This is a genomic window from Arthrobacter sp. GW460-12-1-14-TSB2 (genome assembly GCF_059423525.1).
Map to the genome: position 1 here is coordinate 44,274 of NZ_JBWKYC010000007.1, position 23,960 is coordinate 68,233.

A 23,960-nucleotide genomic window follows, 5' to 3' on the forward strand; every position below is an offset into this window, starting at 1 on the left:
CAGTGACTCAGCTCATTACTACTGATCTGGTCGAGCTAGACCAGAACCTGGGCAATTCGCCCGAGGACGTGATCCGCCATCTGGCCGGCAGGGTTGCCGCCACCGGACGCGCCACCGAAGCCGAAGGCCTCTTCACGGACGCCTTTGCCCGCGAATCCAAGACCGCCACGGGCGTGCCCGGCGGAATTGCCATTCCGCACTGCCGCTCCACGGCGGTGACGGTGCCCACCCTGGCCATGGCCCGGCTCTCGCAGCCCGTGGACTTCGGCGCCAAGGACGGCCCGGCGGACCTGATCTTCTTCATCGCAGCCCCCGAAGGCGCGGACCAGGAGCACCTGAAGCTCCTGTCCAAGCTGGCCCGCTCGCTGATCAAAAAGGACTTCACCGCTTCCCTGCGTGCAGCCACCACCCAGGCCGAGATCGTTGAGCTGGTGGACGGCGCCCTGGCCGACAAGCCTGCGGCCGCAGCCGAGCCTGCCGTGGCATCAGCCGCAGCAGCCGCGCCCTCTGCCGGTGCCGCTACCGGCGCCAGGTCCGGCCCCAAGCGCCTCGTAGCCGTGACGGCCTGCCCCACGGGCATCGCCCACACCTACATGGCCGCCGATTCACTGGTTGCCGCAGCCAAGGAAGTCGGTGTGGACCTGCAGGTGGAAACCCAGGGCTCCTCCGGCGCCAAGCCGCTGGACCCCGCCGTGATCGCCGCAGCCGATGCCGTGATCTTCGCGGTGGACGTGGACGTCCGCGGCAAGGAGCGCTTTGCCGGCAAGCCGGTCATCAACGCACCCGTCAAGCGCGGCATCGACGAACCGGACAAGATGGTGCAGGAGGCACTGGCCGCGGCGGACAACCCCAACGCCCGCCGCGTACCGCACTTCGGCGCCGAAGAGCAGGCTGAAGCCGAAGCCACCGAAAAGGGCGAGCACATCGGACAGAAACTCAAGAAGGCGCTCCTCACGGGCGTCAGCTACATGATTCCGTTCGTGGCCGGCGGCGGTCTGCTCATCGCCCTGGGCTTCCTGATGGGCGGCTACCTGATTACCCAGTTCGCAGACGTCATCGTGGTGGACAACAGCATCTTCAACCTGCCCACCGAATACCCTGAAAACGCCTGGGGCCCGCTCGGCGCCTACCTCGGTGCCGTGCTCTTCAAGATCGGTGCCCTCTCGCTCGGCTTCCTGGTCCCCGCACTGGCCGGTTATATCGCCTACGGCATCGCCGACCGTCCGGGTATCGCACCGGGCTTCGTGGCCGGCGCCGTGGCAGGGTTCATGGGTGCAGGCTTCCTGGGCGGCATCGTGGGCGGTCTCCTGGCCGGCTACATCGCCCACTCCATCGGGCAGATCCAGGTGGCCCGCTGGCTGCGCGGCCTGATGCCCGTGGTGATCATCCCGCTGCTTGCTTCACTGGTTGCCTCCGGCCTGATGTTCCTTATCCTGGGCGCTCCGATCGTTGCCATCACCAAGGGCCTGAACGGCTGGCTTTCCGGCCTCACCGGCGCCAGCGCCATCGCACTGGGCGTCATCCTGGGCCTCATGATGTGCTTCGACCTCGGTGGCCCGGTCAACAAGGTTGCCTACTCCTTCGCCGTCGCCGGCCTGGGCGCCGCCACCCTGGACAACCAGGCGCCGTGGCAGATCATGGCAGCCGTCATGGCTTCGGGCATGGTCCCGCCGCTGGCCATGGCCCTCGCTTCCACCGTCCTGGACAAGAAGCGCTTCAGCCTGGCCGAGCGTGAAAACGGCAAGGCCGCCTGGCTGCTGGGAGCGTCCTTCATTTCCGAAGGTGCCATCCCGTTCGCCGCAGCCGATCCGCTCCGCGTCATCCCCGCCAGCATGCTGGGCGGCGCAGTGACCGGTGCCATCTCGATGGCAGCAGGCGTCGGATCAAAGGCCCCGCACGGCGGAATCTTCGTCTTCTTCGCGATCGACAACTTCGTAATGTTCGTTGTTTCGATCCTCGTGGGCACCGTCGTCACCGCCCTGGCAGTGATTGCGCTGAAGCGCTGGGCCGTCCGCAAGTCCGTTGATACCGTGGAGCCGGTTCCAGTAACTGTCTGACCCGGTTCGGTATTCTGACCAACCATTTGTCTCGACCTGATATCCAAGGAGCACACATGTTCGAACGCACCGCCACCATCGCCAGCCGCGTGGGCCTGCACGCCCGCCCCGCCGCCATCTTTGCCGAGGCAGCCGGCGAGTACCCGCACGAGATCACCATTGCCCGTCAGGGCGAACCGGTTGACGAGGCCATGGACGCCGCCAGCATCCTGTCCCTGATGAGCCTGGGCGCCTCGCACGGCGACGTTGTGGTCCTCCGCGCCGAAGGCGACGGCGCCGATACGGCACTGGACCACCTGGTCCAGATCCTGGAAACCGATCACGACGCCGAGTAGCGGCACGGCGGGCTGATACAGTCCGCTTCCGGAACGGCAGCCAGCGGCCGGCACGCTGCGCCACGGCCCCTTGAGGGGGCACACGGCGCACGGGCCGGCCGCTGCGTTTAACTCCCGGCACAATGAACTAAGCCGACTTAGTACATTCCTTGTTTTTGCCTGACGGCCCCGTTAGCGTGGACAGCGTGGCGACACGCCGTTCAACAGACCCATTCGGGGCACGACCCCGGGCTGAAAGAGGATGAGACAGTGGCTACCCTGCAGGAAACCATCGAGGTGGAAGTTCCCGTGTCCACGGCCTACAACCAATGGACCCAGTTCGAATCATTCCCGGAGTTCATGAAGGGCGTGGAGTCCGTGGAACAAATAGACGAGACGTCCTTGCATTTCCGGACCGACATCGCTGGGGTCAGGCGCGAGTACAACGCGCAGATCACCGAGCAGCTCCCGGACCGGCGGATCGCCTGGGTCAGCACGGACAAGCCGCGCAACGCCGGCGAAATCTCCTTCGAATCCCTCGGGCCGGAGCACACCCGGGTCACCGTGGCACTGGAATGGGAGCCGGAGGGGCTGGTGGAGAAGGCCGGCTCCGCAGTGGGCGCGGTCAGCCACCAGCTCAGCGCCGACCTCAAGCGGTTCAAGCACTTCATCGAGTCGCGCGGCATTGAAACGGGCGCCTGGCGTTCTGCCGTGGACCACGGAGAAGTGGAAGAAACCGAGGAAGAGGCAGGCTTTGCGGCGAACGCTCCGGCGCACCACGCACACGTGTCGGAGGCACCCGGGTCCGCGGCACACGAATCCCACCCGCAGCCGCCGCATACACCCACGCCTTCGCCGAAGCGTCCGGCCGGGGTGGACCCCTTCATCGACGACGCCGAACCATCAGATCCGAGCTGACCGTGCCTGAGAAAAAGAACCCCAGCCTCAAGGACCCGCAACTGTACGAGGAGCTGCGCGAGGACGGCGCCTCGAAGCAGAAGGCCGCCCGGATTTCCAACGCCGCCGCCAAAAGGGGACGCTCCGAGGTGGGGCGCAAGGGCGGCAAGGCGGGCGACTACGAGGATTGGACGGTCGCCCAGCTCAAAGCCAAAGCGAAGGAAATAGGGCTGAAGGGTTACTCCGCCAAGAAGAAAAGTGAGCTCATCTCAGCTCTCAGGAACTCCTGACCGCGGCAGCAATGGGTTACCGAACCGGCCAGTGCACTGCCGTATCAGGCCCCTTTTCGCCGGCTTTTCGCCGGCTCCTTGACTGCAGTTTCCGCCGCAGCGGCCTTGCTTGCCGCCTTTGCCGGAGTCTTGGCAGCCGTTGCCTTGGCAGCGGTCGTCTTGGAGCGGGCCGTAGGGGCCTTGGCGCGCGTGGTTTTCGCGGGAGCCTCGTCGGTGTCGGCGTCGGCGCTGTCCGCCGCCCCCGACTCGCTCGCGGCCTTGGCCGCCCCGCCGCCCCGCTTCTTTTCCAGGCTTCGCTTCAGGGCTTCCATCAGGTCGATGACCTCACCCTGCCCGGTCTCGGCGGCCTCGGCGCCGAACGTCTGTTCGGTGTCCAGGGACTCGCCCTGCTCGATCTTCGCGTCGATGAGCTTGCGGAGCTGCACCTGGTAGTCGTCGGTGAACTGGCCGGGCTCAAAGTCCCCGGCCATGGAGTCAACCAGGGCTGCGGACATCTCCCGTTCCTGGGCGGAGATCCGGACGGTGGTTTCCAGGGCGGGAAATGCCGGCTCCCTGACCTCGTCCGCCCACAGCAGCGACTGCAGCACCAGGACGTCGTCCTTGATCCGCAACGCGCCGAGCCGGGTCTTCTCCCGGAGCGCGAACTGGACCACGGCCACACGGTCCGTGTCTTCCAGTGCCCGGCGGAGGAGGACGTACGCCTTCGGGGACTTGGAATCCGGTTCCAGGTAGTAGCTCTTCTCGAACATCATGGGATCGAGCTGCTCGGACGGAACAAACTGGACCACTTCGATCTCGTGGCTGCTCTCCGCCGGGATGGACTTAAGCTCGTCACGGGTGAGGATCACCGTACGGCCGTCCTCCTCGTAGGCCTTGTCGATGTCCGCATAATCCACGATCTCGCCGCAGACTTCACAGCGGCGCTGGTACCGGATGCGTCCGCCGTCGGCGCCGTGGACCTGGTGGAGCCCGATGTCGTGGTCCTCCGTGGCGCTGTAGACCTTGACCGGCACGTTGACCAGCCCAAATGCGATAGCGCCTTTCCAGATGGCTCTCATGGATCAAGTGAACATCAGAGTTGCCCGGAGGTGAAGACCTTTGGCCGGCAGTAGGGAACGTGTCCGGATCCAAGGCCGAGAACTGGTGGTCACCAACCTGGACAAGGTGATGTACCCGGAGACGGGCACCACCAAAGCGGACGTCCTGTCGTACTACACCGCAGTTGCGCCGGTCCTGATCCCCGCCGCAGTAAACCGGCCCGCCACGCGCAAGCGCTGGGTTAACGGAGTGGGCACCGCGGAGGCGCCGGGCGAGATGTTTTTCCAGAAGAACCTGGAGGACACCACGCCCGGCTGGATTCCGCGCGCCTCGATCCGGCACAAGGAGCGCACCAACCAATACCCGCTGGTCAACGATGCCGCCACGCTGATCTGGCTGGCGCAGATGGGCTCGCTGGAAATCCACGTCCCGCAGTGGCGCGTGGACCCGCACGGGAATCCCATGAACCCTGACCGCCTGGTGCTGGACCTTGATCCCGGCGGGGGCGCCGGGCTGGCCGAGTGCGCCGAAGTGGCCCGGCTTGCCCGCGCCATCCTGAAGGACGTTGGCCTGGACCCTGTGCCGGTGACCAGTGGCAGCAAGGGCATCCACCTTTACGCCGGCCTCGACGGCACACAAGGCTCGGAGCAGATCTCCGAATTCGCCCACGAACTTGCCCGCGCTCTGGAAGCTGACCACCCGGACCTTGCCGTCAGCGACATGAAGAAGACGCTCCGCACCGGCAAAGTGCTGGTGGACTGGAGCCAGAACAACGCTGCCAAGACCACCATCGTGCCGTACTCACTCCGCGGCCGGCTCAGGCCCACGGTCTCAGCACCGCGGACCTGGCGCGAGCTGGCCTCCCCCGCGCTGAAGCAGCTGGACTACCGGGAGGTCATGCGGCGGGTCAAGGACGGCAAGGACCCGTTCGCATCGGTTTCCGCAGGCGGCGGCCATGTGCAGGGCCGTCCCGACGGCGGCGGCGACGGCGGCGACGGCGGCGGCCACGGCGCTGGCGGGCGCAGCGGCCGCGGAACGGCCGACGGCGGCAGCACCGACCCGAGGCTGGAGAAGTACCGCTCGATGCGGGATCCGGAAGGGACGCCGGAGCCGTTCAGTGCGGACCGGCTCCGGGCGGACCCCGGAGCCGGCACCATCCGGGAGCGGTTTGTGATCCAGGAGCACCACGCCAGCCGGCTGCACTTTGACTTCCGGCTGGAGCGTGACGGCGTCCTGGTGTCCTGGGCGCTGCCGAAAGGTGTGCCCGTAAGCGGGGCGCAGAACCACCTGGCGGTCCAGACCGAGGACCACCCGATGGACTATCTCGATTTCGAGGGCACCATCCCCAAGGGCCAGTACGGCGCCGGGACCGTCAGCATCTGGGACCAGGGCTACTACGAATGCGACAAATGGATAGCAGGCAAGGAAGTCATTGCCACGCTCACGGGGTCTGAAGGCGGCGGCCTTGGCGGGACCAAGAGGTTCGCGCTGATCCGGACCTCCCGGGACAGCGACGCCTCCCAACAGCCGGAACAAGCGCAGTGGCTTATTCACCTGATGGACCGCCGGGGGCACGGTGCCCCGCCAGCGTCAGGCGCTGCGGCTGGCTTAAGTACCCCGAAAGAAGCAAGGGAGGACGAGCCGCCGCCCGCACCGGCGTCTTCACCTGATTTTCGACCAATGCTCGCGGGCGCCGGAACCCCGGCCGACCTTCGTGGCATGGACTGGCAGTTCGAACTGAAGTGGGACGGCGTGCGGGCGCTCATCATCGGCGACGCCGACCGGATCCGGCTCATCAGCCGGAACGGCAACGACATGTCTGCCAGCTACCCGGAACTGACCGACCGCGCATGCTGGCCGGAGCAGAGCTTTACCGCCGACGGCGAGATCGTCGCCGTCGGGCCTTCCGGTCGGCCCGATTTCGGGTTGCTGCAGACGCGGATGAAACTGACCAAAGCTCCCGACGTCGCCAGGGCCTGGGCATCCACGCCTGTCCGGCTAATGGTGTTCGACCTGCTCTCGGACGCCGGCGAGGACCTCCGCAGGCTGCCGCTCCGGAAGCGCAGGGTGCGGCTGGAGCAGTTGGACTGGCCGTCCGGCTGCCCCGTGCACCTGTCAGAAGTCCTGGACGACGCAGTGGAGCACATTCTGGAAAGCGCCCGGGAACTGGGGCTTGAAGGAATCATGGCCAAACGCCTTGACGGACGCTACGTCAGCGGCGAGCGCTCCAGGTCCTGGTTGAAACTGAAGTTCGAGCGCACCCAGGAAGTGGTGGTGGGCGGCTGGCGCCCCGGCAAGGGATCACGGCACAACTCCGTGGGCTCGTTGCTGGTGGGCATCCCCGACGGCGGCACGCTGCGGTACGTGGGACGCGTGGGCAGCGGGTTCAGCGACCGGGAGCTGACGGAGCTGCGGCTCCAGCTGGACACGCGGGCGAGGAAGACCTCGCCCTTCACCGACGTCCCGGCCGCCGATGCCTCCGACGCGCACTGGGTGACTCCCGAACTGGTGGGCGAAGTTACCTTCGGGGAATGGACCGGCGGCGGGAAGCTGCGGCACCCGGTGTGGCGCGGCTGGCGCCTGGACAAAAACGCCGACGACGTGGTGGCGGAATCCGGCTGACACAGCGGCGCAGCCAAGCCGAGCCAAGGACAAACAGGAACCGGAACACGGAAAGGGCCGGGCGACACCCGCTCTGGGTATCGCCCGGCCCCGGGTCGGGATTCCGCCTAGGAAGAGTGCGGCATCTGCGGCCGGCCGGTCCGGTGGACTGCGGTCACTGCTGCCTCATGGCCCATCCGTCCGTGGGCGGTGCCGCGTTCCTTCGGATGACGCCGCTTGCCGTTGCCATCTGGCCACTGCCGGCCGCCATTGACGGGGCCCGCGGGAGCTGGCATCTCGGGCGCGGGCGCCTCGTCCATGGATTCCGCCAGGTGACTGGCAAGCTCCGGTTCGAGCTGTCCCCCAGGATTTTTCTCAGCCATTTTGTGCTCTTCCTTTCCGCGTTGAAATGAAGCGTCCACCAATATTAGGTCTGCGGTTACCGCTTGTCTGCAGAAACTACCAGCGGACTTTTTTCTGGGCAGGGCCTTGCTTTCCGCTCGCGTGCGTGGGTTTGTGGCCGTGGGAAACGCTCTGCAACCCCGCGCCGCCACGGGACTTACTGGCCAGCATTTCCTTCTGGGCGTCCGTCAGCCGTGACTTGATCCCTTGGCCGGCATCCGATGTTCCGGCCTCCGGCGATTCGGTGTTCTGGCCCGATTTCGGTTCGGCGCCCTGGGTGTTGTCTTGGTGGGTCATGGAAGCACTCCTTGTATTACGGAAACGTGTGGCTTACGGAATCGTTTTGCGATGGTGAGTTGTGGACGCAGGCGCTGCCGGGTCACGGTCGCCCGGATCGCGGTGGAGAAGTGACGGCGACGGGAGTCAGCCGAGCAGATCAACGTGAAAGTACGCCTCAACGAGCTTGTGTGCTGGTGAATGGGGCGGGCGGACAGACCAGCAGGAACACCCGCTGGCGGCCGGCCGCCGGCCTATCCAAAGATCAGTGTTCCCATGGGTCAACCTTAGGCAGTATTCCGGCCGGTTGGGAACCCCCGGTTCAGATGGATTCGGCCCCCGCACGCATGGCCCGGCAGGTGGGCGCTGAAGGGCCGGATCCGGCGTTTTTGGGCACCCTATCGGCCGCTGGCCGAAAAAGGTTTGGTAACGATGCGGAAAATGCACGGATTCCAGTGCTGGCGCGGTGAAACGGCGCAAAATAATTCGGGTTCCGGCTGCCGTTCGGCCCTTGAAACCCCGGATCATACGCCACCGAACTCGGAAACACCATGGAAATCGCGTAAAATTGAAAGCCTGCCCGGAGCGGGGCAGCTACAAGTCGCAAGCAAATGACCTCCATGGGAGAAGCCCAAATGCCCAAAGACCGAAGCATGACCGACTCTTCAGCAGGCGCGAACATCGCCCGCGGAACCAACAATATTGTGCCCCCGGGCATCGCGCCCCAAAGCGCCAAGAAGTCGAGGCTGTTGCCTCGCCGCAGACTCAAAGTCTCCGATGTCAACGTCGTCAACAAGCCGATGCTTAAGAAAGCACTCGGCGGAACCATCGTGGGGAACACGATGGAGTGGTACGACGTCGGCGTGTTCGGCTACCTGATCACCACCATGGGTCCGGTGTTCCTGCCTGAGGCGGACAAGTCCGTCCAAACCCTGTTCCTGCTGGGAACGTTCGCTGCCACCTTCATTGCCCGCCCCCTCGGCGGTGTCGTGTTCGGCTGGCTCGGCGACAAGATCGGCCGCCAGAAGGTACTCGCGGCCACCCTGATGATCATGGCCGCCAGCACCTTCGCGGTCGGCCTCCTGCCCGGCTACGCACAGATCGGTATCTGGGCCGCGGTCCTGCTGGTGCTGTTCAAGCTCGTCCAAGGCTTCTCCACCGGCGGCGAGTACGCCGGTGCCACCACCTTTGTGAGCGAATACGCGCCGGACAAGCGCCGTGGCTTCTTCGCCAGCTTCCTGGACATGGGCAGCTACCTCGGCTTCGCAATCGGTGCCGCCCTGGTCTCCGTCCTGCAGCTCACGCTTGGCCAGGACTCCATGGAGCAATGGGGCTGGCGGATTCCGTTCCTCGTCGCCGGGCCGCTGGGCCTGATCGCCGTCTACTTCCGGAGCAAAATCGAGGAGTCCCCGCAGTTCCAGGCGACCCTTGACGCGCAGGAAGCATCCGCAAAGGACGCCACCGCCGGCGATGCAGCCGCATCCAAGGGCCCGGTGGGCATCGTGAAGGCCTACTGGCGTTCGCTCATCGTCGCGATGATCCTCGTGGCCGCCGCAAACACGGCCGGCTATGCCCTGACGTCCTACATGCCGACGTACCTCACGGAGTCCAAGGGCTACGATCCGGTTCACGGCACGCTGCTGACCATCCCCGTGCTGGTGGTCATGAGCCTCTGCATTCCGCTCACCGGCAAGCTGTCTGACCGGATCGGCCGCCGACCCGTGCTCTGGATCGGAGCCCTCAGCACCGTGGTGTTGGCAACTCCGGCGTTCCTCCTGATCGGCATCGGAGAAGTCTGGTCGACGTTGCTGGGCCTCGGCCTGATCGCCTTCCCGGTGACGTTCTACGTGGCCAACCTGGCCTCCGCCCTGCCGGCCCAGTTCCCGACGTCCAGCCGCTACGGCGCCATGGGCATCGCTTACAACTTCTCCGTGGCCATCTTCGGCGGAACCACACCGTTCATCGTCGCCGCCCTGATCAATAGCACCGGCAACGACATGATGCCCGCGTACTATCTGATGGCCACGTCGGCCGTCGGCGCGGTGGCCATCTACTTCCTGAAGGAATCAGCCAACCGTCCGCTGCCGGGCTCCATGCCCAGCGTGGACACCAAGGCAGAGGCGCACGAGCTCGTGGCCACCCAGGATGAGAACCCGCTGATCAACCTGGATGACATGCCGTTTGAGGACGAGCTGCGCGAAACCGAAAAGGTTCCTGCGAGGGCCTAGCCTCGTAGCCCAGCAGCCCCGCCCGACGAGGCCTGCTTTGCACGATGTTCTTTTGTGACAGCGTGCAAAGCAGGCCTTCCGCGCGTCTGGCAGACTTTTTGAGGAAGTGCGCTCGGAACGAACGCACGGAAGAACGGAGGTACCCATGGCCCACGGCCTCCTGCGGCATCTCCGCGACCTGCATAGCCTCGGCCCGGCCAACAATGATCATTTGTCCGCCCTGCGCGTGGCGGTCAGTGTGGCCGTCCCCTCGCTGGCCCTCCTGGTTTTCGGCCGCCCGGACCTGATCATCTATGCCGTGTTCGGCGCCCTGACCGGGATGTATGGACGGTCCGAGCCCCACCAGCTCCGCCTCATTCACCAGACGCAGGCCGCGCTGGTCCTGCTCAGCGGGGTTGGCGTCGGCATTTTCCTGTCCGTCAACCACCTGCACTCCTGGTGGCTGGTGGGTGTCGAAGCCGTCCTCGCCGGCATCGGCTCGGTGTTCTCCGACAGGGTGAACCTGAAGCCCAACGGCCCGTTCTTCGGCATCCTGGCCCTGGGCGCCTGCGCCTCCGTCCCCACCACCATTCCCTGGTTCGCGGCACTGGTCATTGCAGCCGCCTCCGCGGCGTTTTCCATAGCCGTCGGTTTTGGCGGCTGGGTCCGCGGCCGGAAGTGGCAGCCGGGAGCGGTCCGGGCTGCCGCGCCGCTGGGCGGATTAAGGCGGCAGGCAGCCGTGATCCACGCGGCCCGCTATGTCCTGGCAGTCGGAACAGCCGGCTCCATCGGTGTTCTCAGCGGCAGCGGCCACCCGCACTGGGCCATGGCCGCCGCCGCGGTTCCCCTCGCCGGAGCAGACCTGCCCAGCAGCGTGCACCGCGGCCTCCACCGCATGGTGGGGACCTTCCTCGGGCTGGTGCTGGTCGCCGTCGTACTTCTTCCGGTGCCCTGGGCGCCGCTGACGTTTTTTCCGGGGGCGGAAGCCGCCGTGCTGGCGGTTCTGGTCATCATCTTCCAGTTCACCACGGAACTTTTCATGACCAGGCACTACGGCCTCGCCATGGTGTCGTTCACCCCAGTCATCCTGCTAATGACGCAACTTGCCGCCCCGGCAGACCCCTATGTCCTCATCACGGAACGTGCCGTGGAAACCGTGGTGGGCGCGGTGGTTGGCATCCTGGTGATTGTGCTGGTCCGGCGGCGGACAGTCCGCCTGCGCCCGTCCAGCTGAACACAGCGGCTACTTTGCGGGCCTTTTTGGCGGCCCGGACGTAAACCGCGCCGGCAGCACCCGCGAAACGGCGGCAACCACCTTGTACCGCTTGGTGGGGATGGACACCGCACGGCCGCGTTCGTTGTCCGCCAGGCCTTCCCGGACCACGCGGTCCGCGTGCAGCCACAGCCACCGCGGGGCCACTGTTTTGTCCATGCCCATCCGGTCGTGGAATTCGGTGTGGGTGAACCCCGGGCACACGGCCGTCACTTTCACGCCGCTGCCGGCGTATGCCAGGTTGGCCCAGCGGCTGAAGCTCACCTGCCAGGCTTTCGCCGCCGAGTAACTACCCCGGTTGGCGAACGCGGCGACGCTGGCCACGTTGATGATCCTGCCCGAACCGCGCGCCAGCATGCCTTGCAGGGCAGCGTGGCACAGTTCCATGGGCGTCTGGACATGGAGCCGCAGGTGCCTGCGTTCCTCGTCCAAGCTGTTCTTGTCGAAGGACTTCAGCAGCCCGATGCCGGCGTTGTTGACCAGGATCTCCACCGGCCGTGAAGCGTCGGAAAGGCGTTCGACGACGGTGGCCACCCCGGCGTCGTCCGTCAGGTCAGCGGACAGCACCTCGGCCGTGATGCTGTAGTTGTTCTCCAGTTCGTGCGCGGCGGCCCGCAGGCGCTCCGCATCGCGGGCCACCAGCACCAGGTGGTGCCCCTGTTCCGCGAGCTGGCGGGCAAACTCGGCGCCAAGGCCCGCCGTCGCGCCGGTGATCAGGGCTGTGGGTCCGGGAACTTGTTCGGTCATGGCAGAAGCCTAGTGGCACCTGGTGCCCGGCGCCTCCCCCTAAGCAGCGCCCGGACGGCACCTCACGGCAGTGTGTTCGACCACGACTGCCGTGACATGCCATCTCGGCGAACGTCCTAGGCGAACTTCGCCAGCGGGTTCACCAGCCTGCCGGCCATCTGCAGGCCTCCGGACGGGTCCGTGAGATCGAGCATCTGCCGGTTGTTGCGCAGCTGCAGCCTGTTGAGGCAGGAGAACTGGAAGTCGGGCGCGAACAGGTCGTGCCGGGCAAACTGGTCCGCGAGTTCGGGGTGCTCCGCCTGGTAATCGCGGATGGCCCCGGCAGCGATGCGCCAGAATTCCTCGCCGCGAAGCACGCCGTCTTCCTCCAGGAGGGCGCCGAGGAACCGGAAGATACAGTCGAACACGTCGGTGAAGACGGCCAGGACCTTCTCGTCGTCGGGAATGTCCGCCTTGATCCGGGATACGGCGTCCGGCAGCTCGATCCGGTTCCCCATCACCACGATTTCCTCGGCGATGTCCTTCATGACCGCCCGCACGGGCACCCCGTTATGGAGCACCAGGATCACATTCTCGCCGTGCGGCATGAACGCCAGCTCGTAGCGGTACAGGCAGTGCACCAGGGGCACGAGGTACGCCTCGAAGTACCGGCGCAGCCACTCGCCGGGTTCCAGCCCGGACTGTTCGATCAGGGCGGAGACCAAGGGTGTGCCCGCGGCATCGGTGTGCAGCAGCGAGGCCATGGTGGCCAGCTGTTGTCCGTCCGCAAGCAGCGGCAGCGGGCTTTCACGCCACAGCGCGGACAGCATCTTCCGGTACGGCGACTCCTTGGGCGCGGCCTCCTCGTAGTATCCGTTGTGGTATCCGATGGCTGCCACCTCCCGGATCACCGCCAGTCCGCGGGCCTGCAGGGCCTCGTCGCCGCCGATCAGGTCCTGGAGCCAGTCATTGATGGCCGGTGTGGCTTTCATGTACTGCGGGGACAGCCCGCGCATGAACCCCATGTTCAGCACGGACATGGCGGTCTTGACGTACGCCTTTTCCGGGGCGGTCGTGTTGAAAAACGTCCGGATGGACTGCTGGGCCTGGTATCCGTCCGCCCCGATCCCGAGGTGCACGATGTGCTGCTGGGCGATCTCGGCGGCAAAGGTCACCGTCAGTTTGTTCTCCCACTGCCACGGGTGCACCGGCATCAGGAAATACGCGGCCGGGTCCAGGCCCAGGGCACTGAGCCCGGCGTCGAAGTAGGCCAGGGTGCCGGCACCCAGTTCGGCGTCAAGGTGGGCTGCATAGTCCAGGCCCTCGCTGGAGGTGAACACTGCCTTGCTCCGGTGCACCGCGATCCATTCCAGCTGCACGGGGGCGCCGGCTTCCGGGGCAAAGGCGCGATAGTCGGCGATGCCGAAGCCCAGCCGGCCGTTGTTGGCCACGAAGCAGGGGTGACCCTCCGTCATGCTGCGCTCAATGGCCTGGAAGTCCGTGGCGGCGTCCGCTCCGCCGGTCACGCCTGCCGCCAGTTCCGCGGAGGACGGCTGGCCGATCCACTGCTTGTAGGCGTGGCTGGAAAGAGTGCTGCTGATCTCCTCGAGGTAGACCGGGAGCATCTCCGGCCGGATCCCCAGGGCGTCGCGGAATTCGGTGATGAACCGGAGCGCATCCAGGGGTGCGTCCTGCCCGTCGCGGTTGCAGGTGATCGAAGCGGCGTCGACGGACCAGTGCTCCAGGTGCAGGATCCTGGCGGAGAACCGGTATTCAACCGTGGCGTCATCGCTGAGCACCCGGTAGTCGTGGGACTGGGCTCCGGCACCGGCTTCGGACCGGTCCTCGGCACCGGGCGCGGCGCTGCCCCCGGCGGCGTCCCCCGGGCTGATCCGTTCCGGGCTGAGGATGCGTTCGTGTGAGAACTCGGCGAGCGCCTTGCGGACCAGGTGCCGGTTGGCGGCGGCCCAGCGTTCCGGCGTGAGGTGGGTTGCGGCGTTTCCTGCGGTGAGGACGGATTCGAGTTCTGCGGTGGTCAAAGTGAGGCTCCCTGGCGATTTGGGGAAAGGCGGATCGGCGATGGCTGGATCGGGGATGAATGAAGGGCGGCGCGGGCGGCATGGAAGGCCTCCCGCGTGCAAAAACTGAGGAGGGCCTGCTTGTCCGGCAGCGCGATCTCCCCGGCGGGCTGGAATCCGAGCCGCGCATTGAGGACGTGGATCTTGTGGTTCCGGGCGTCGGGCTCAACCACCACGCGCTCCACTTTGTCCTTGGCGAAGAGCCGGTCCAGGACGATTTCCATCACGGCGGCGGTATAGCCCGGGCGCGGCGGACCGGCCGGCGGCGCGACCAGGAGGTGCATCCCGATGTCCCCCGGCTGCACGGCGTATCGGCCTGCCAGCGGGGAGAAGGCCGGACGGTACTCCTCCATCAGGAAGGCTGGAACGCCGGCGTCGAGCCCCAGCAGCGCGTGGTGGTGACCGCTGGACTGGATCTTCGTGTATTCCTGCACAACGTCCTGCACGGACGCGGACTGCATCCCCCAGAAGGCAGCATATGGCCGGGTTACCCAGCTGTGGAGGAGTTGTGCGTCGGTGTCGGGGTCAAAGCAGCGGAACGTGAAACTCATGCGTTCACCGGCTGCTGCTCCGCTACGTCAGCCGTCACGGGAACCCCGAAGTGCTGGAACGCGATGCTTTGTTCCACAGGATAGACCTCGCGGCCGGTGATCTCGCGCAGGATGCAGGAGTTGCGGTAGGCGGCCATGCCGAGGTCCGGGGTGACGAAGCCGTGGGTGTGGAGTTCCGCGTTCTGGACGAAGATCTCGCCGGGTTCGACGCCGGTACTGTAGTTGCGCTCGACGGCGAACCTGCCGCGGCCGTCCCGGGCGATCCGGTCCTGTATCCCGTTTAGGAACCCGGGTTCGCGGTAGCCGTAGCCGGTGGCAAGCACCACGGCTTCGCTGTCCAGCGAATAGCCGGCGCCCTGCTCCTCATGCCGGAGCTGCAGGGTGTGGGTGCCGCAGGCCGGGTCCCACGAGGCCCCGGTGAGGGCCGAGTGCGTCAGCAGCCGGGTATCCACCATCCCAGAGAGGCTCTTGGCATACAGGAGGTCGTAGATGGCATCGATGAGCTCGGAGTTGATGCCCTTGTACAGGTTCTTCTGGCTCCTGATGAGGCCGTCGCGCTGTTCCTGCGGGAGGCTGTGGAAGTAGTCCACATACTCCGGAGACGTCATCTCCAGGGTGAGCTTGGTGTACTCCAGCGGGAAGAACCGCGCGGACCGGGTGACCCAGTTCAGCTGGTACCCGTGGACGTCGATCTCCTGCAGCAGCTCATAGTAGATTTCCGCCGCGCTCTGGCCGCTGCCCACGATGGTGATGCTCCGCTGCTGCTGCAGCTCACTCTTCCTCGACAGGTACTCGGCGTTGTGGAGGACCAGCCCGCCACCATTGGCTGCCGCTTCGACGATTCCGTCGCAGGCCGCGGGGACGTACGGCGATGTTCCGGTGCCCAGCACCAGCCGCCGCGCGCGCAGCACCTCCGGCCCGGCGGGGCCGTGGACGGACAGCGTGTACACGCCGCCGTCGTACGTGATCTCCCGGACGTCCGTGCCAAACCGCACCGAAGCGAGCCGGCCGGCCACCCACTGGCAGTACTGGTTGTACTCGGCGCGCAGCGGGTAGAAGTTTTCCCGGATGTAGAAGCGGTAGAGCCGGCCGGTCTGCTTGAGGAAGTTCAGGAACGAATACGGCGACGTGGGGTCGGCCAGCGTCACGAGGTCCGCCATGAACGGGACCTGCAAGTGGGCCGGCTCCAGCATCATGCCGGGGTGCCAGTCGAACGAGTCGCGGCGCTCCAGGAAGACGGCATCCAGTCCGTCGATGGGCTCGGTGAGCGCGGCGAGCCCCAGGTTGAAAGGCCCGACGCCGATACCGGCGAAGTCGTACACGTGCCCCTCGCCTGCGGTGCTGGGAGTGGAGGTGCTCATGCTGCAGCCTCCTGGCCGGTAAGCAGCGCTTCACCCGTACGGCGGAGCAGGCTGATGATCGTGGTGATGTCTTCCGGGGTGGCCTCGGCGTTCAGCAGGGTGAACTTCAGGTAGTGCCGTCCGGCCACCTTCGTTCCGGCAACCACCGCCTCGCCGGAGGCGAATACGGCGGCGCGGATCGCCGGGTTAAGGGTGTCAGCGGCGTCCTCATCGAGGCGCGTCCCGTCGGCCAGGAGCGGACGGTAGCGGAACACGAGCGTGCTCAGCTGTGGGTGGGCGGCCAGCTCGAAGTCGGGGTCGGCGGCCAGGGCCTGCCCGGTGCGTGCGGCAAGGTCTATCGCCTCGTCCAGCAGGGCACCGACGGCATCCGCGCCCATGATCCGGAGGGTCAGCCAGAGCTTCAGGGCGTCAAAGCGGCGTGTGGTCTGGATGCTCTTGTCCACCTGGTTGGGAATGTCCGCCAGCGCGGCGCTCTCCGGGTTGAGGTAGTCCGCGTAGTAGGTCACGTGCCGCAGCATGGCCCGGTCCCGGACCAGCAGGGCGCTGGAGCTCACCGGCTGGAAGAAGGTCTTGTGGAAATCCACGGTGACGGAGTCGGCCAGGCCGATCCCGTCCAGCCGGTGGCTGTAGCGGCCGGAGAGCATCAGGCCGCCGCCGTAGGCGGCGTCCACGTGGAACCATGCGCCGTACGCCCGGGCGAGGGCGGCGAGCTCGACGAGCGGGTCCACCGCGCCGAAATCGGTTGTCCCGGCGGTGCCCACCACGGCGATCGGGACCAGCCCGGCGTCGGCCGTTTGCGCCAGCGCGCCGGCCAGCGCGGCGGGGTCCATCCGGTGGTCCGGCCCGTAGGCCACCGGCACGACGGCGTCGTACCCCAGTCCCAGCATGGAGGCTGATTTGCGGATGCTGAAGTGGCTGTCTTCGGACGCGAAGACCCGCAGCTTCTCCAGCAGGGCAGGAAGCCGGAGGGATTCATTGCCGGGGAGCTTCCGCAGCCCGGCCACGGCATGGTTGCGGGCAATGAGCAGCGCCTGGAAGTTGGACTGGCTGCCGCCGGACGTGAACACGCCGTCGGCAGCGTCCCCCAGGGACAGCCGCTCCGCCGTCCAGTCGATGAGCCTGCGCTCGATCATGGTGGCGCCCGCGCTCTGGTCCCAGGTGTCCATCGACGAATTCACGGCGGACAGGATGCTCTCCCCCACCAGCGCCGGGATCACCACGGGGCAGTTCAGGTGCGCCGCGTACTTCGCGTCATGGAAGTAGACGGCGTCCTGCAGGTACACCTCTTCAAGTTCCGCCAGCGCAGCGGCAGTGTCCGGCAGGGGCAGGTCCAGGTCAACCGCGCCGACGCGCGCCTGAAGCTCCCGGGGCCCGACGCCGGTAAACGGCTTGGTGGTCCGCTCCAGCTTGGTGGCCACGGCGTTGACGCCCTGGAGCACCTGCGCCACGTAGCGGGGCGCGTTGCGGGAGTTGAAAAGGTGGTTGGTGGCGGCGAGGGCGAGCTCCACCCGGGAGCCGAAATCGTGCCCGCCGGAAGGGGCGGGCAGGTCCAGGGGTTTCTCGTCCACACGGGGCAACAGCGTCACAAGGTTTTCCTTTGGTAGGCGTTTGGAGGCGCGCTAACGTAGCAAGGCAAGCCTTACTTAGGTAAACCTTTTAGTCAAACTTTTGTGAGCTAATTATGAATTTGGCGGATTTGCGGGGTCTTGCCGGCTCAATGGAGCGTCATTGACTGTCGCCCGGGCGGCGATTGAGGCAAGATTCGCCGCTCAGTGCATGTTGGTGGCCGGTTCAGTGCGTGGCGGTGTCCGCCGTCGACTTGCGCCGGCAAAGCAGTGTCCAGCGGTTCCCGCCGTCCTCCTTGGCGTAGGAAAACTGGTCCAACGCCACCTTGGCGAGGGCAAGTCCGCGGCCGCTCCCGGACATGTCATCCGGCAGTTCGGCGGCCGTGAGGTCGATGCCGGCAGGCCGGGCGTTGTCCGTGAATTCGGCAAAGAGCCGCTCAGGTTCGCATTCCACAGCCAGGACAAACCGGACGGGGTCCGTGCCGGCCGGGCGGGAGTGCTCGATGATGTTGGACGCCACCTCGATGAGCGCGGTTTCGAACCTGATGCGGTCCATGGGTTGAATGCCGGGTTCACCTGCACAGAGGTCCTCGAGCAGTTTATGGATCAGCTCCAGGCTTTCGGGAACCGCGGCGGCGCGCAGGCTGAACTCGCTGCTCATCAATAGGCCCCGTCCACCGAGGCGACCGGCTGCAGCACCCTGTTGAGGTTGGTCATTTCCAGGACCGCCGTGATCTGGGCCGTGGGGTTGGCCAGCCGGAGGTCTCCGCCGGCCTGCCGGGTCTTCTTCAGCCCGGTAATCAGGGCACCGAGGCCGGACGAGTCAATGAAGTCGGTGCCGGCAAGGTCAACCACCAGGCGGACCGTGCCGTCGCTGATCAGCGCATCGATGTTGGCGCCGAGGTGCGGGGCCGACACCATATTGAGCCGGCCCACAGGACGGATCACGCCCACTCCATTGGCCAGCGTCTCGTTCTTGAATTCGATCATGGATTTCCCTCTTTCTTCTTGTTGCTGTTCAGCCAGGCATCGTAGCCGGGGTAGCGGACAGCTTCGATGACTACGCTGAAGATCAGCAGATCGAAGGCTATCCACACAAAGTTGACGGAGCTGCCCAGGAGATCCCCTTGGCCGAGCAGCAGCCGGATAACGCCCACCACGGCCGCCAGTGCCAGGACAGCCATGGCTATCAGCTGCGGCCTGACCAAATGCCACGGCAGCCGGCTGCGCGCCTGCAGTGTCTTGGGCGTGACCCGGAAGTCCAGGTCCCGGCCCAGGAACACGTTCCCGAACGCGGAGGTGACGGATTTGATCCAGGTGGGGAAAAGCGCCAGCGAGTACTGCTGGCCGCGCCACGTCTTCACCCCGCGTCCCACCACCAAGAACAGGATCTGGTTGATCACCAGGAACGGGATGAGCCGGAGGAAGAACTCGTTGCTCAGGGACTGGACCGGAAGGATCCCGAGGATCAGGTAGATGACGGGAGCGGCTATGTACGCCACCGCGGCGAACCCGGACAAATAGCTCCACATGGTGGCCAGGTACATGAGCCGCTGGGCCAGGCTGAGCCCCTTTTGCATAAACGGGTTTTCCCGGAACATGACCTGCATGGTGCCCTGGGCCCACCGGAGCCGCTGCGTCAGCATCGAATCGAGGTCTTCGGGGGCCAGACCGTCAGCCAGGCGTTCGTGGTGGTAGGCCGATTCCCAGCCGAGGGAATGCAGCCGCATGCAGGTGGCCATGTCCTCTGTCACCGAGATCGTAGCCAGCGGCATCACGGCCTGAGCCTCGCCGGCTTTCTCGGCGTTGACGGAATCGATCAGGACACGGACGGTTTCCACCGCTCCCAGCGGGGACCAGTCGCGCTGGGAGAGCCTGTCCAGGGCAACGTCGTCGACGACGGCGAGGGAACCGTCCACGTCGATGGTCCGGGAAAGCCCCTCAATGGAGTTAAGTTCAGCGTGCAGCGCCGCGAAGTCTTCCGCCACCAGGTTCCGGGCCACGGCGTCCACGCGCTCCTGGAACCGGTAGGTGACGTCGGCAATGGCCTGCCCCTCGCTGAGCTCGCGCCGGACCTGCTGCAGGTCGGTCGCCAACGTGGAGAGCGCGGACGCCAGCCGTTCCTGCCCGGGGCCAAGCTGGCGCCTCGCCTTGGCCACCACCTTGTCCGCGGTCTTGAGCGCCTTGTTCAGCGCCAGCTCTGTTTCCGAGACGTAGCGCATCACCCCCAGCTGCATGAGCGCTTCCCGCCGGATGATCGCGTTTGAACCGCAGAAGAAGGCCGCGTTCCAGCCGTCCTTGCCCTGCTGGATGGGCCCGTAAAAAAGCGGCGCCTGGCTGCCCAGCGGATCGTTCGGCGGGACGTTCACAAACACCTGCGGGGTCTGGACCAGAGCCATCCTGCGGTTGTTGAAATAGCCCAGCGTGTTGTCGAGAATCTTCGGGTCCGGCACCTGGTCGGCGTCAAGGATCAGCATGAACTCGCCGTCCGTGGCGAGCAGTGCGTTGTTGAGGTTGCCGGCCTTGGCGTGCCGGGGACGGTTGGCCCAGTCGTCGGACCGGGTGATCCAGCCGATGCCCTCCGCCTCGGCGATGGCCCGCAGGTCGGCGCGGTTGCCGTCGTCGAGGATCCAGGTCCTGTGCGGATAGGCAATGTTCTTGGCTGCCCGCGCCGTTCCCATGACGAGGTCAAACGGCTCGTTATAGGTGGTGATGAAAACGTCCACCGTGAGTCCGGCCGGCGGCGGTGGCGGAGTGTCCCGTTGCTTGTATCGCCACATGGTGACGCCGAAAAGCAGGGAGTCAAGCAGGGAGTAGGTCTCCGCCAGGACCAGCGGTATCGCGATCCACCAGGCTTCCCAGTTGATGGAAACCATCCAACGCCAAATGATGTAGTTCAGGCCCAGGATGGCGGTAGCCAAAACAATCAGCCTGATGGTCAGTTGCCGTGGTGTCATGGCCCGGCTGTCCCCCTGGATCCTCGTCCGTTCAGTCAGCCGCCCGGTGAGGATCCGGCTCCGAAGTGAGACCAAAGGAGCGTGGAAGGGTGGACTATCCTGCGTCAGTCCAACCTTATCCGCCCGGCCGGAAAAGGGCTAAGGTGCCAGGCGGCTGATGACGCCGGACCGGGCCGTCAGCCTGCGGCGACTTCCTCCTGCGACGGGCCGTCGGGCTCCGTCAGGTGGCGGAGGTGAAGTTCCTCGGCGGCCAGTTCGTACCAGGTGTGCGCGCCGAACGAAGGGCTCCGGGTGTCCAAGTGCCGGTACAGTGCGTCGGCCAGCTTTCCGAGGGCGTCGTCGGACAGTGCCCGGACCGTGGATGCGGGATCCAGGTTCCCCTCAAGGTATTCGGCGAGCTCCAGGCAGTCGATGGTGCGCTGTTCCCCGGCTGTTGCCAGGTTTTCGTCGATGCCCAAACCGGAAGTGGCGTCTGAATCCAGCAGGGCGTTGATTTCGCTGTCAAGGGTGGCCTCTTCGCCTCCTGCCAGCCCGGCATGTTCCAGGCAGATGGGGACTTCCGCGGGCTCGTCGAGAGTGAGGTGGAACGCGTCGGAGCCGCCCACGCCGTGCCCGGAATTCGCGCCGCCCTCAACCTTGCGTCCGGCGATGTGGCGCAGGTACATCAGGACCTCGGGATCCAGATGGGAAGCATTGTGGAGGTCCACTGTGATGTCCTGCTCCGGGGAGAGGCGCCGCCCGCGGCGCATGATGTGCAGCAGGACGGGATAGTTGGTCTGGGTCAGGCAGCCCGAGACTTCCAGGGTCACTCGTCCGGGATCAACGTCCACACGGACCAGCACACGCAGTTTATGGTTCAAGGCTTCTCCCACAGAGACATCCAAGAGCCAGCTTCATAACTCACCTAAACCATACGAAATAGTTGCCCGGGCCACAAGCTGCCCTCCGTGCCGGGTCTTTCACTTCCCACCAGACCCAGACTTGGGGGATGGACGAGATCACGCTGGACACATCCGTGGCCGAACAGCTGCAGGATCTCGTCATAGGCAGCGAGGACGTCAACGGGTTCCTTACGGAGCTCTGTGAGCTTTCAGCTGCCGCGCTCTCGCGCACCCTCGGCCGGGACGTTTCCTGCGCCGTGACACTGAGCCGGCGCCGCCGGACCACGACGGCGGCCTGGAGCAACCCTGAGGCCCGCCTTTTTGATGAGATCCAGCACAGCTTCGGCGAAGGCCCGTGCCTCCATGCGATGACGACCGGCACCACGGTGCTGGTCCGGGACACCCGCACTGACAGGCGCCGGCGTCGAGCGTGAGCGGTACTCCGAGTACGCTGAACTGTCCCAGCGAGGCGATGGCGTGGCCGTATTCCGGCCACCGGGTGACCTGGCCGCCGGCATCATCATGGGCCAGAACCGGTGTTCACAGGCGGAAGCGATGGCCATCCTCACGAAGGCTTCCAGCGGCCGGAACCTGAAGCTTCGGGACGTGGCGGATAAGCTCGTGGCGTCGTTCGCGCCGGGGGCACCGTCCACCCACTTCGACGACTAAGCTCGCCCTCCCCGGGCGGGCCTGCAACGCCAGGGCGTGCTAGGACGCGGTCACTTCGTCCGTTGGCGGGTGCTCGGGCCAGTCGATGAACTGTTCGTAGGCGTCGTGCTTCTTCAGGTAGCCATAGATGAAGGGGCAGTGCGGGATGATCCGCTTCCCTGCGGACACCACGTCATCGAGGGCGAAATGGGCCAGCACCTTTGCCAGCCCCTGTCCCTTGAAATCCGCCGCAGTGTCGGTGTGGATGAAGTCCACGTGCCCGGGTCTGTCGACGAAGCGCGACTCGACCGCCAGCTTCCCGCCGACACGCAGTTCGTAGCGGTGCAGCTCATCATTCCGGATGGTCGTGACGTCCGGACTGAACGTGTCTTCGGTGGATACGGTGTTCTCCGTCATGGTTCGACATTGGCACTTAAAGGCGCTTGTGGCAATGGCCCGCTGCGGCCTCCCGGCGCGGGTGGACGCAGTGGAATCCGGCCGAGAAGGAGCACTGCCAGGGCGAAGCACGCCGCTCCCCCGCCCAGCAGGGCGAGCGTCAGCCCGTTGAGCGCGGCGTCGGCCACCGGTATATAAACGACGACGACGGCGGTCACCACCGCGGCGGGAGGCCGGCGGCGGGAGTGGACAGACGCCGTCGGACGTTCTTCCAGCCGCCCGAACACCGCCAGCACCGGGAGCAGGAGCGCGATGATGCCCAGCAGGACCAGCGGACGCGACCACCACCATGCCGCGGTCCCCGCCAACGGCTTGGGGAAATCGGTGAGCAGGAGCAGCCCGGACATGGCTGCCAGCAGTGGCAGGTGCCACAGGTAAACGGTCATGGCGCGCCGTCCGGCCAGCCCCACCACCGCCCGCACCCATCGGGCCGAGGCCGCACCTGTGAGCATCGGCCGGGAGAGCTGGAGCGCCGCGGCCTGGGCCGTGCCAAGGAGCAGCAGGCAGAAATTGGGCGGGTTCAGGTTCACCAGCATGTTGCCGCGGTACAGCCCCAGGCCCGTCACCAGCCCCAGCACGAGGTTGCTGGCGATAATGACGCCCACCAGCGTGGAGGCGCGGGGCTTCCCTCCGGGGGCATCGGCCAGCACGAACCCCAGCTGCTGAACGGCGCACCACAGGAAGAGGATGTTGGCGTACGCCAGCAGCGGCAGGGCACCGCGGAAGCAGTCGACTGCAACTACCAGCGCGGCGAGGCCGGCCAGTGACAGCCAGGGTGCGCGGTCATGGAGCGCCGCCAGCAGGGGGATGTTCAGCTGGGCGGCCAGGTATGCGGCCAGGAACCAGAGCGGCATCCCGGCGCCGGTGACGATCAGCTCCACCACCTGCGGTTCCACGCCGAACAGCCGTGCCGCCCACAGCCCGGCGAACATCACGGCCAGCAGGGCGGCGGCGGGCCGGATGAGGCGCAGCAGCCGGGCCTGGGCGAACTCCAGTCCGCTGCCGCCGCGGGCCTTGAGCCGCCGCCAGGACTGCAGCCCGGTAATGCCGCCGGCAACGAAGAAGAGCGGCATCACCATGAAGATCCAGATGATCGGCTCGAACCAGTCCTGCAGCGCGAGGGTGTTTTCGGTGGTTACCGTGCCGTCAGGGTGTAGCACGGGGCTGACCATCATGGTGTGTCCCACCACTACGAGGGCCAGGCAAAAGAAGCGGGCAAGGTCGATCACAGCGTCGCGGTCCGGTGCGGGCATGACCTGCCCTGTGCCTGCCTGCTGCGGCTGCTGCGGAACACCCATTGCGCTCCCTACCGACGCGGAACGATTCCCTGCGTACTCTCCATTGTCCGCCGGGCGCCCGTCAAGGACCAGAAGCTGCCCTGC

The 23,960-nt window shown here is 66.2% G+C and carries 23 protein-coding genes; 9 read left to right on the forward strand and 14 right to left on the reverse strand.

All coding sequences use genetic code 11. The features are described from left to right. The first annotated feature begins 2 nt into the window (after positions 1-2). The 4 genes from AC07YR_RS10770 (at position 3) to AC07YR_RS10785 (ending at position 3,558) form a co-directional block, all read left to right on the forward strand. Entirely contained in the window at positions 3-2,057 is a 2,055-nt protein-coding gene (locus AC07YR_RS10770; protein WP_494733935.1) for a PTS fructose transporter subunit IIABC, read from the forward strand. Positions 2,058-2,113: 56 nt separating this feature from the next. Next, positions 2,114-2,392: an HPr family phosphocarrier protein gene (locus tag AC07YR_RS10775; RefSeq protein ID WP_055801558.1), complete on the forward strand. Its 279-nt coding sequence runs from the start codon at positions 2,114-2,116 to the stop codon at positions 2,390-2,392. A 249-nt stretch (positions 2,393-2,641) separates the two neighbouring features. After that, positions 2,642-3,289: an SRPBCC family protein gene (locus AC07YR_RS10780; RefSeq protein ID WP_055801560.1), complete on the forward strand. Its 648-nt coding sequence runs from the start codon at positions 2,642-2,644 to the stop codon at positions 3,287-3,289. A gap of 2 nt (positions 3,290-3,291) precedes the next feature. Further along, the gene (locus AC07YR_RS10785; protein ID WP_055801563.1) at positions 3,292-3,558 is read left to right on the forward strand and encodes a DUF7218 family protein; all 267 of its coding nucleotides are present in this window, start codon (positions 3,292-3,294) and stop codon (positions 3,556-3,558) included. 44 nt (positions 3,559-3,602) lie between these two features. Here the strand turns inward: AC07YR_RS10785 and ku are convergent, their stop codons facing one another. Then, positions 3,603-4,616 carry a non-homologous end joining protein Ku gene (gene ku, locus AC07YR_RS10790; protein ID WP_494733936.1) on the reverse strand — a complete coding sequence of 338 codons (1,014 nt, stop codon included), beginning with the start codon at positions 4,614-4,616 and terminating at the stop codon, positions 3,603-3,605. 40 nt (positions 4,617-4,656) lie between these two features. Here ku and AC07YR_RS10795 point away from each other — a divergent pair, with 40 nt between their 5' ends. Continuing rightward, positions 4,657-7,218: an ATP-dependent DNA ligase gene (locus AC07YR_RS10795; protein ID WP_494733937.1), complete on the forward strand. Its 2,562-nt coding sequence runs from the start codon at positions 4,657-4,659 to the stop codon at positions 7,216-7,218. A 107-nt stretch (positions 7,219-7,325) separates the two neighbouring features. Here the strand turns inward: AC07YR_RS10795 and AC07YR_RS10800 are convergent, their stop codons facing one another. Both AC07YR_RS10800 and AC07YR_RS10805 read right to left on the reverse strand, forming a co-directional pair. Next, complete coding sequence (locus tag AC07YR_RS10800) at positions 7,326-7,580, reverse strand: hypothetical protein (protein WP_028270621.1); 255 nt, start codon at positions 7,578-7,580, stop codon at positions 7,326-7,328. Positions 7,581-7,656: 76 nt separating this feature from the next. Next, complete coding sequence (locus AC07YR_RS10805) at positions 7,657-7,896, reverse strand: hypothetical protein (RefSeq protein ID WP_494733938.1); 240 nt, start codon at positions 7,894-7,896, stop codon at positions 7,657-7,659. Between the two features lie 614 nt (positions 7,897-8,510). Here AC07YR_RS10805 and AC07YR_RS10810 point away from each other — a divergent pair. Both AC07YR_RS10810 and AC07YR_RS10815 read left to right on the forward strand, forming a co-directional pair. Further along, positions 8,511-10,103, forward strand: a complete 1,593-nt coding sequence (locus tag AC07YR_RS10810) for an MFS transporter (RefSeq protein ID WP_055802430.1) — start codon at positions 8,511-8,513, stop codon at positions 10,101-10,103. Between the two features lie 145 nt (positions 10,104-10,248). Continuing rightward, the gene (locus AC07YR_RS10815) at positions 10,249-11,316 is read left to right on the forward strand and encodes an FUSC family protein (RefSeq protein ID WP_494733939.1); all 1,068 of its coding nucleotides are present in this window, start codon (positions 10,249-10,251) and stop codon (positions 11,314-11,316) included. Positions 11,317-11,325: 9 nt separating this feature from the next. Here AC07YR_RS10815 and AC07YR_RS10820 read toward each other — a convergent pair whose 3' ends face one another. From AC07YR_RS10820 to AC07YR_RS10860, 9 genes are all read right to left on the reverse strand, one after another. Next, positions 11,326-12,102 carry an SDR family NAD(P)-dependent oxidoreductase gene (locus AC07YR_RS10820; protein WP_494733940.1) on the reverse strand — a complete coding sequence of 259 codons (777 nt, stop codon included), beginning with the start codon at positions 12,100-12,102 and terminating at the stop codon, positions 11,326-11,328. A gap of 116 nt (positions 12,103-12,218) precedes the next feature. After that, positions 12,219-14,120: an IucA/IucC family protein gene (locus AC07YR_RS10825; RefSeq protein ID WP_494733941.1), complete on the reverse strand. Its 1,902-nt coding sequence runs from the start codon at positions 14,118-14,120 to the stop codon at positions 12,219-12,221. Further along, complete coding sequence (locus AC07YR_RS10830; RefSeq protein WP_494733942.1) at positions 14,117-14,710, reverse strand: GNAT family N-acetyltransferase; 594 nt, start codon at positions 14,708-14,710, stop codon at positions 14,117-14,119. Before AC07YR_RS10830 ends, AC07YR_RS10825 begins: the two co-directional genes overlap by 4 nt. Next, entirely contained in the window at positions 14,707-16,071 is a 1,365-nt protein-coding gene (locus AC07YR_RS10835) for a lysine N(6)-hydroxylase/L-ornithine N(5)-oxygenase family protein (RefSeq protein WP_494733943.1), read from the reverse strand. Before AC07YR_RS10835 ends, AC07YR_RS10830 begins: the two co-directional genes overlap by 4 nt. Then, positions 16,068-17,657: a pyridoxal phosphate-dependent decarboxylase family protein gene (locus AC07YR_RS10840; protein WP_494733944.1), complete on the reverse strand. Its 1,590-nt coding sequence runs from the start codon at positions 17,655-17,657 to the stop codon at positions 16,068-16,070. Before AC07YR_RS10840 ends, AC07YR_RS10835 begins: the two co-directional genes overlap by 4 nt. 205 nt (positions 17,658-17,862) lie before the next feature. Continuing rightward, positions 17,863-18,297, reverse strand: a complete 435-nt coding sequence (locus tag AC07YR_RS10845) for an ATP-binding protein (protein WP_055801591.1) — start codon at positions 18,295-18,297, stop codon at positions 17,863-17,865. After that, on the reverse strand, positions 18,297-18,626 hold the full coding sequence (locus AC07YR_RS10850; protein ID WP_055801594.1) for an STAS domain-containing protein: 330 nt from the start codon (positions 18,624-18,626) through the stop codon (positions 18,297-18,299). The genes AC07YR_RS10845 and AC07YR_RS10850 overlap by 1 nt, the downstream gene beginning before the upstream one ends. Further along, positions 18,623-20,593 carry a glycosyltransferase family 2 protein gene (locus AC07YR_RS10855; RefSeq protein WP_494733945.1) on the reverse strand — a complete coding sequence of 657 codons (1,971 nt, stop codon included), beginning with the start codon at positions 20,591-20,593 and terminating at the stop codon, positions 18,623-18,625. Before AC07YR_RS10855 ends, AC07YR_RS10850 begins: the two co-directional genes overlap by 4 nt. Before the next feature lie 176 nt (positions 20,594-20,769). Next, a complete protein-coding gene (locus AC07YR_RS10860) occupies positions 20,770-21,453 on the reverse strand; it encodes a hypothetical protein (RefSeq protein WP_494733946.1) in 684 nt (227 codons plus the stop codon). Positions 21,454-21,581: 128 nt separating this feature from the next. On the opposite strand from AC07YR_RS10860, the gene AC07YR_RS10865 reads away from it, so the two are divergent. Both AC07YR_RS10865 and AC07YR_RS10870 read left to right on the forward strand, forming a co-directional pair. Beyond that, on the forward strand, positions 21,582-21,908 hold the full coding sequence (locus AC07YR_RS10865; RefSeq protein WP_494733947.1) for a hypothetical protein: 327 nt from the start codon (positions 21,582-21,584) through the stop codon (positions 21,906-21,908). A gap of 43 nt (positions 21,909-21,951) precedes the next feature. Then, on the forward strand, positions 21,952-22,143 hold the full coding sequence (locus tag AC07YR_RS10870; protein WP_055801605.1) for an ANTAR domain-containing protein: 192 nt from the start codon (positions 21,952-21,954) through the stop codon (positions 22,141-22,143). A 39-nt stretch (positions 22,144-22,182) separates the two neighbouring features. Here AC07YR_RS10870 and AC07YR_RS10875 read toward each other — a convergent pair whose 3' ends face one another. Both AC07YR_RS10875 and AC07YR_RS10880 read right to left on the reverse strand, forming a co-directional pair. Continuing rightward, a complete protein-coding gene (locus tag AC07YR_RS10875) occupies positions 22,183-22,539 on the reverse strand; it encodes a GNAT family N-acetyltransferase (protein WP_055801607.1) in 357 nt (118 codons plus the stop codon). Continuing rightward, positions 22,536-23,876, reverse strand: a complete 1,341-nt coding sequence (locus AC07YR_RS10880) for an acyltransferase family protein (protein ID WP_494733948.1) — start codon at positions 23,874-23,876, stop codon at positions 22,536-22,538. The genes AC07YR_RS10875 and AC07YR_RS10880 overlap by 4 nt, the downstream gene beginning before the upstream one ends. Between the last annotated feature and the right edge of the window lie 84 nt (positions 23,877-23,960).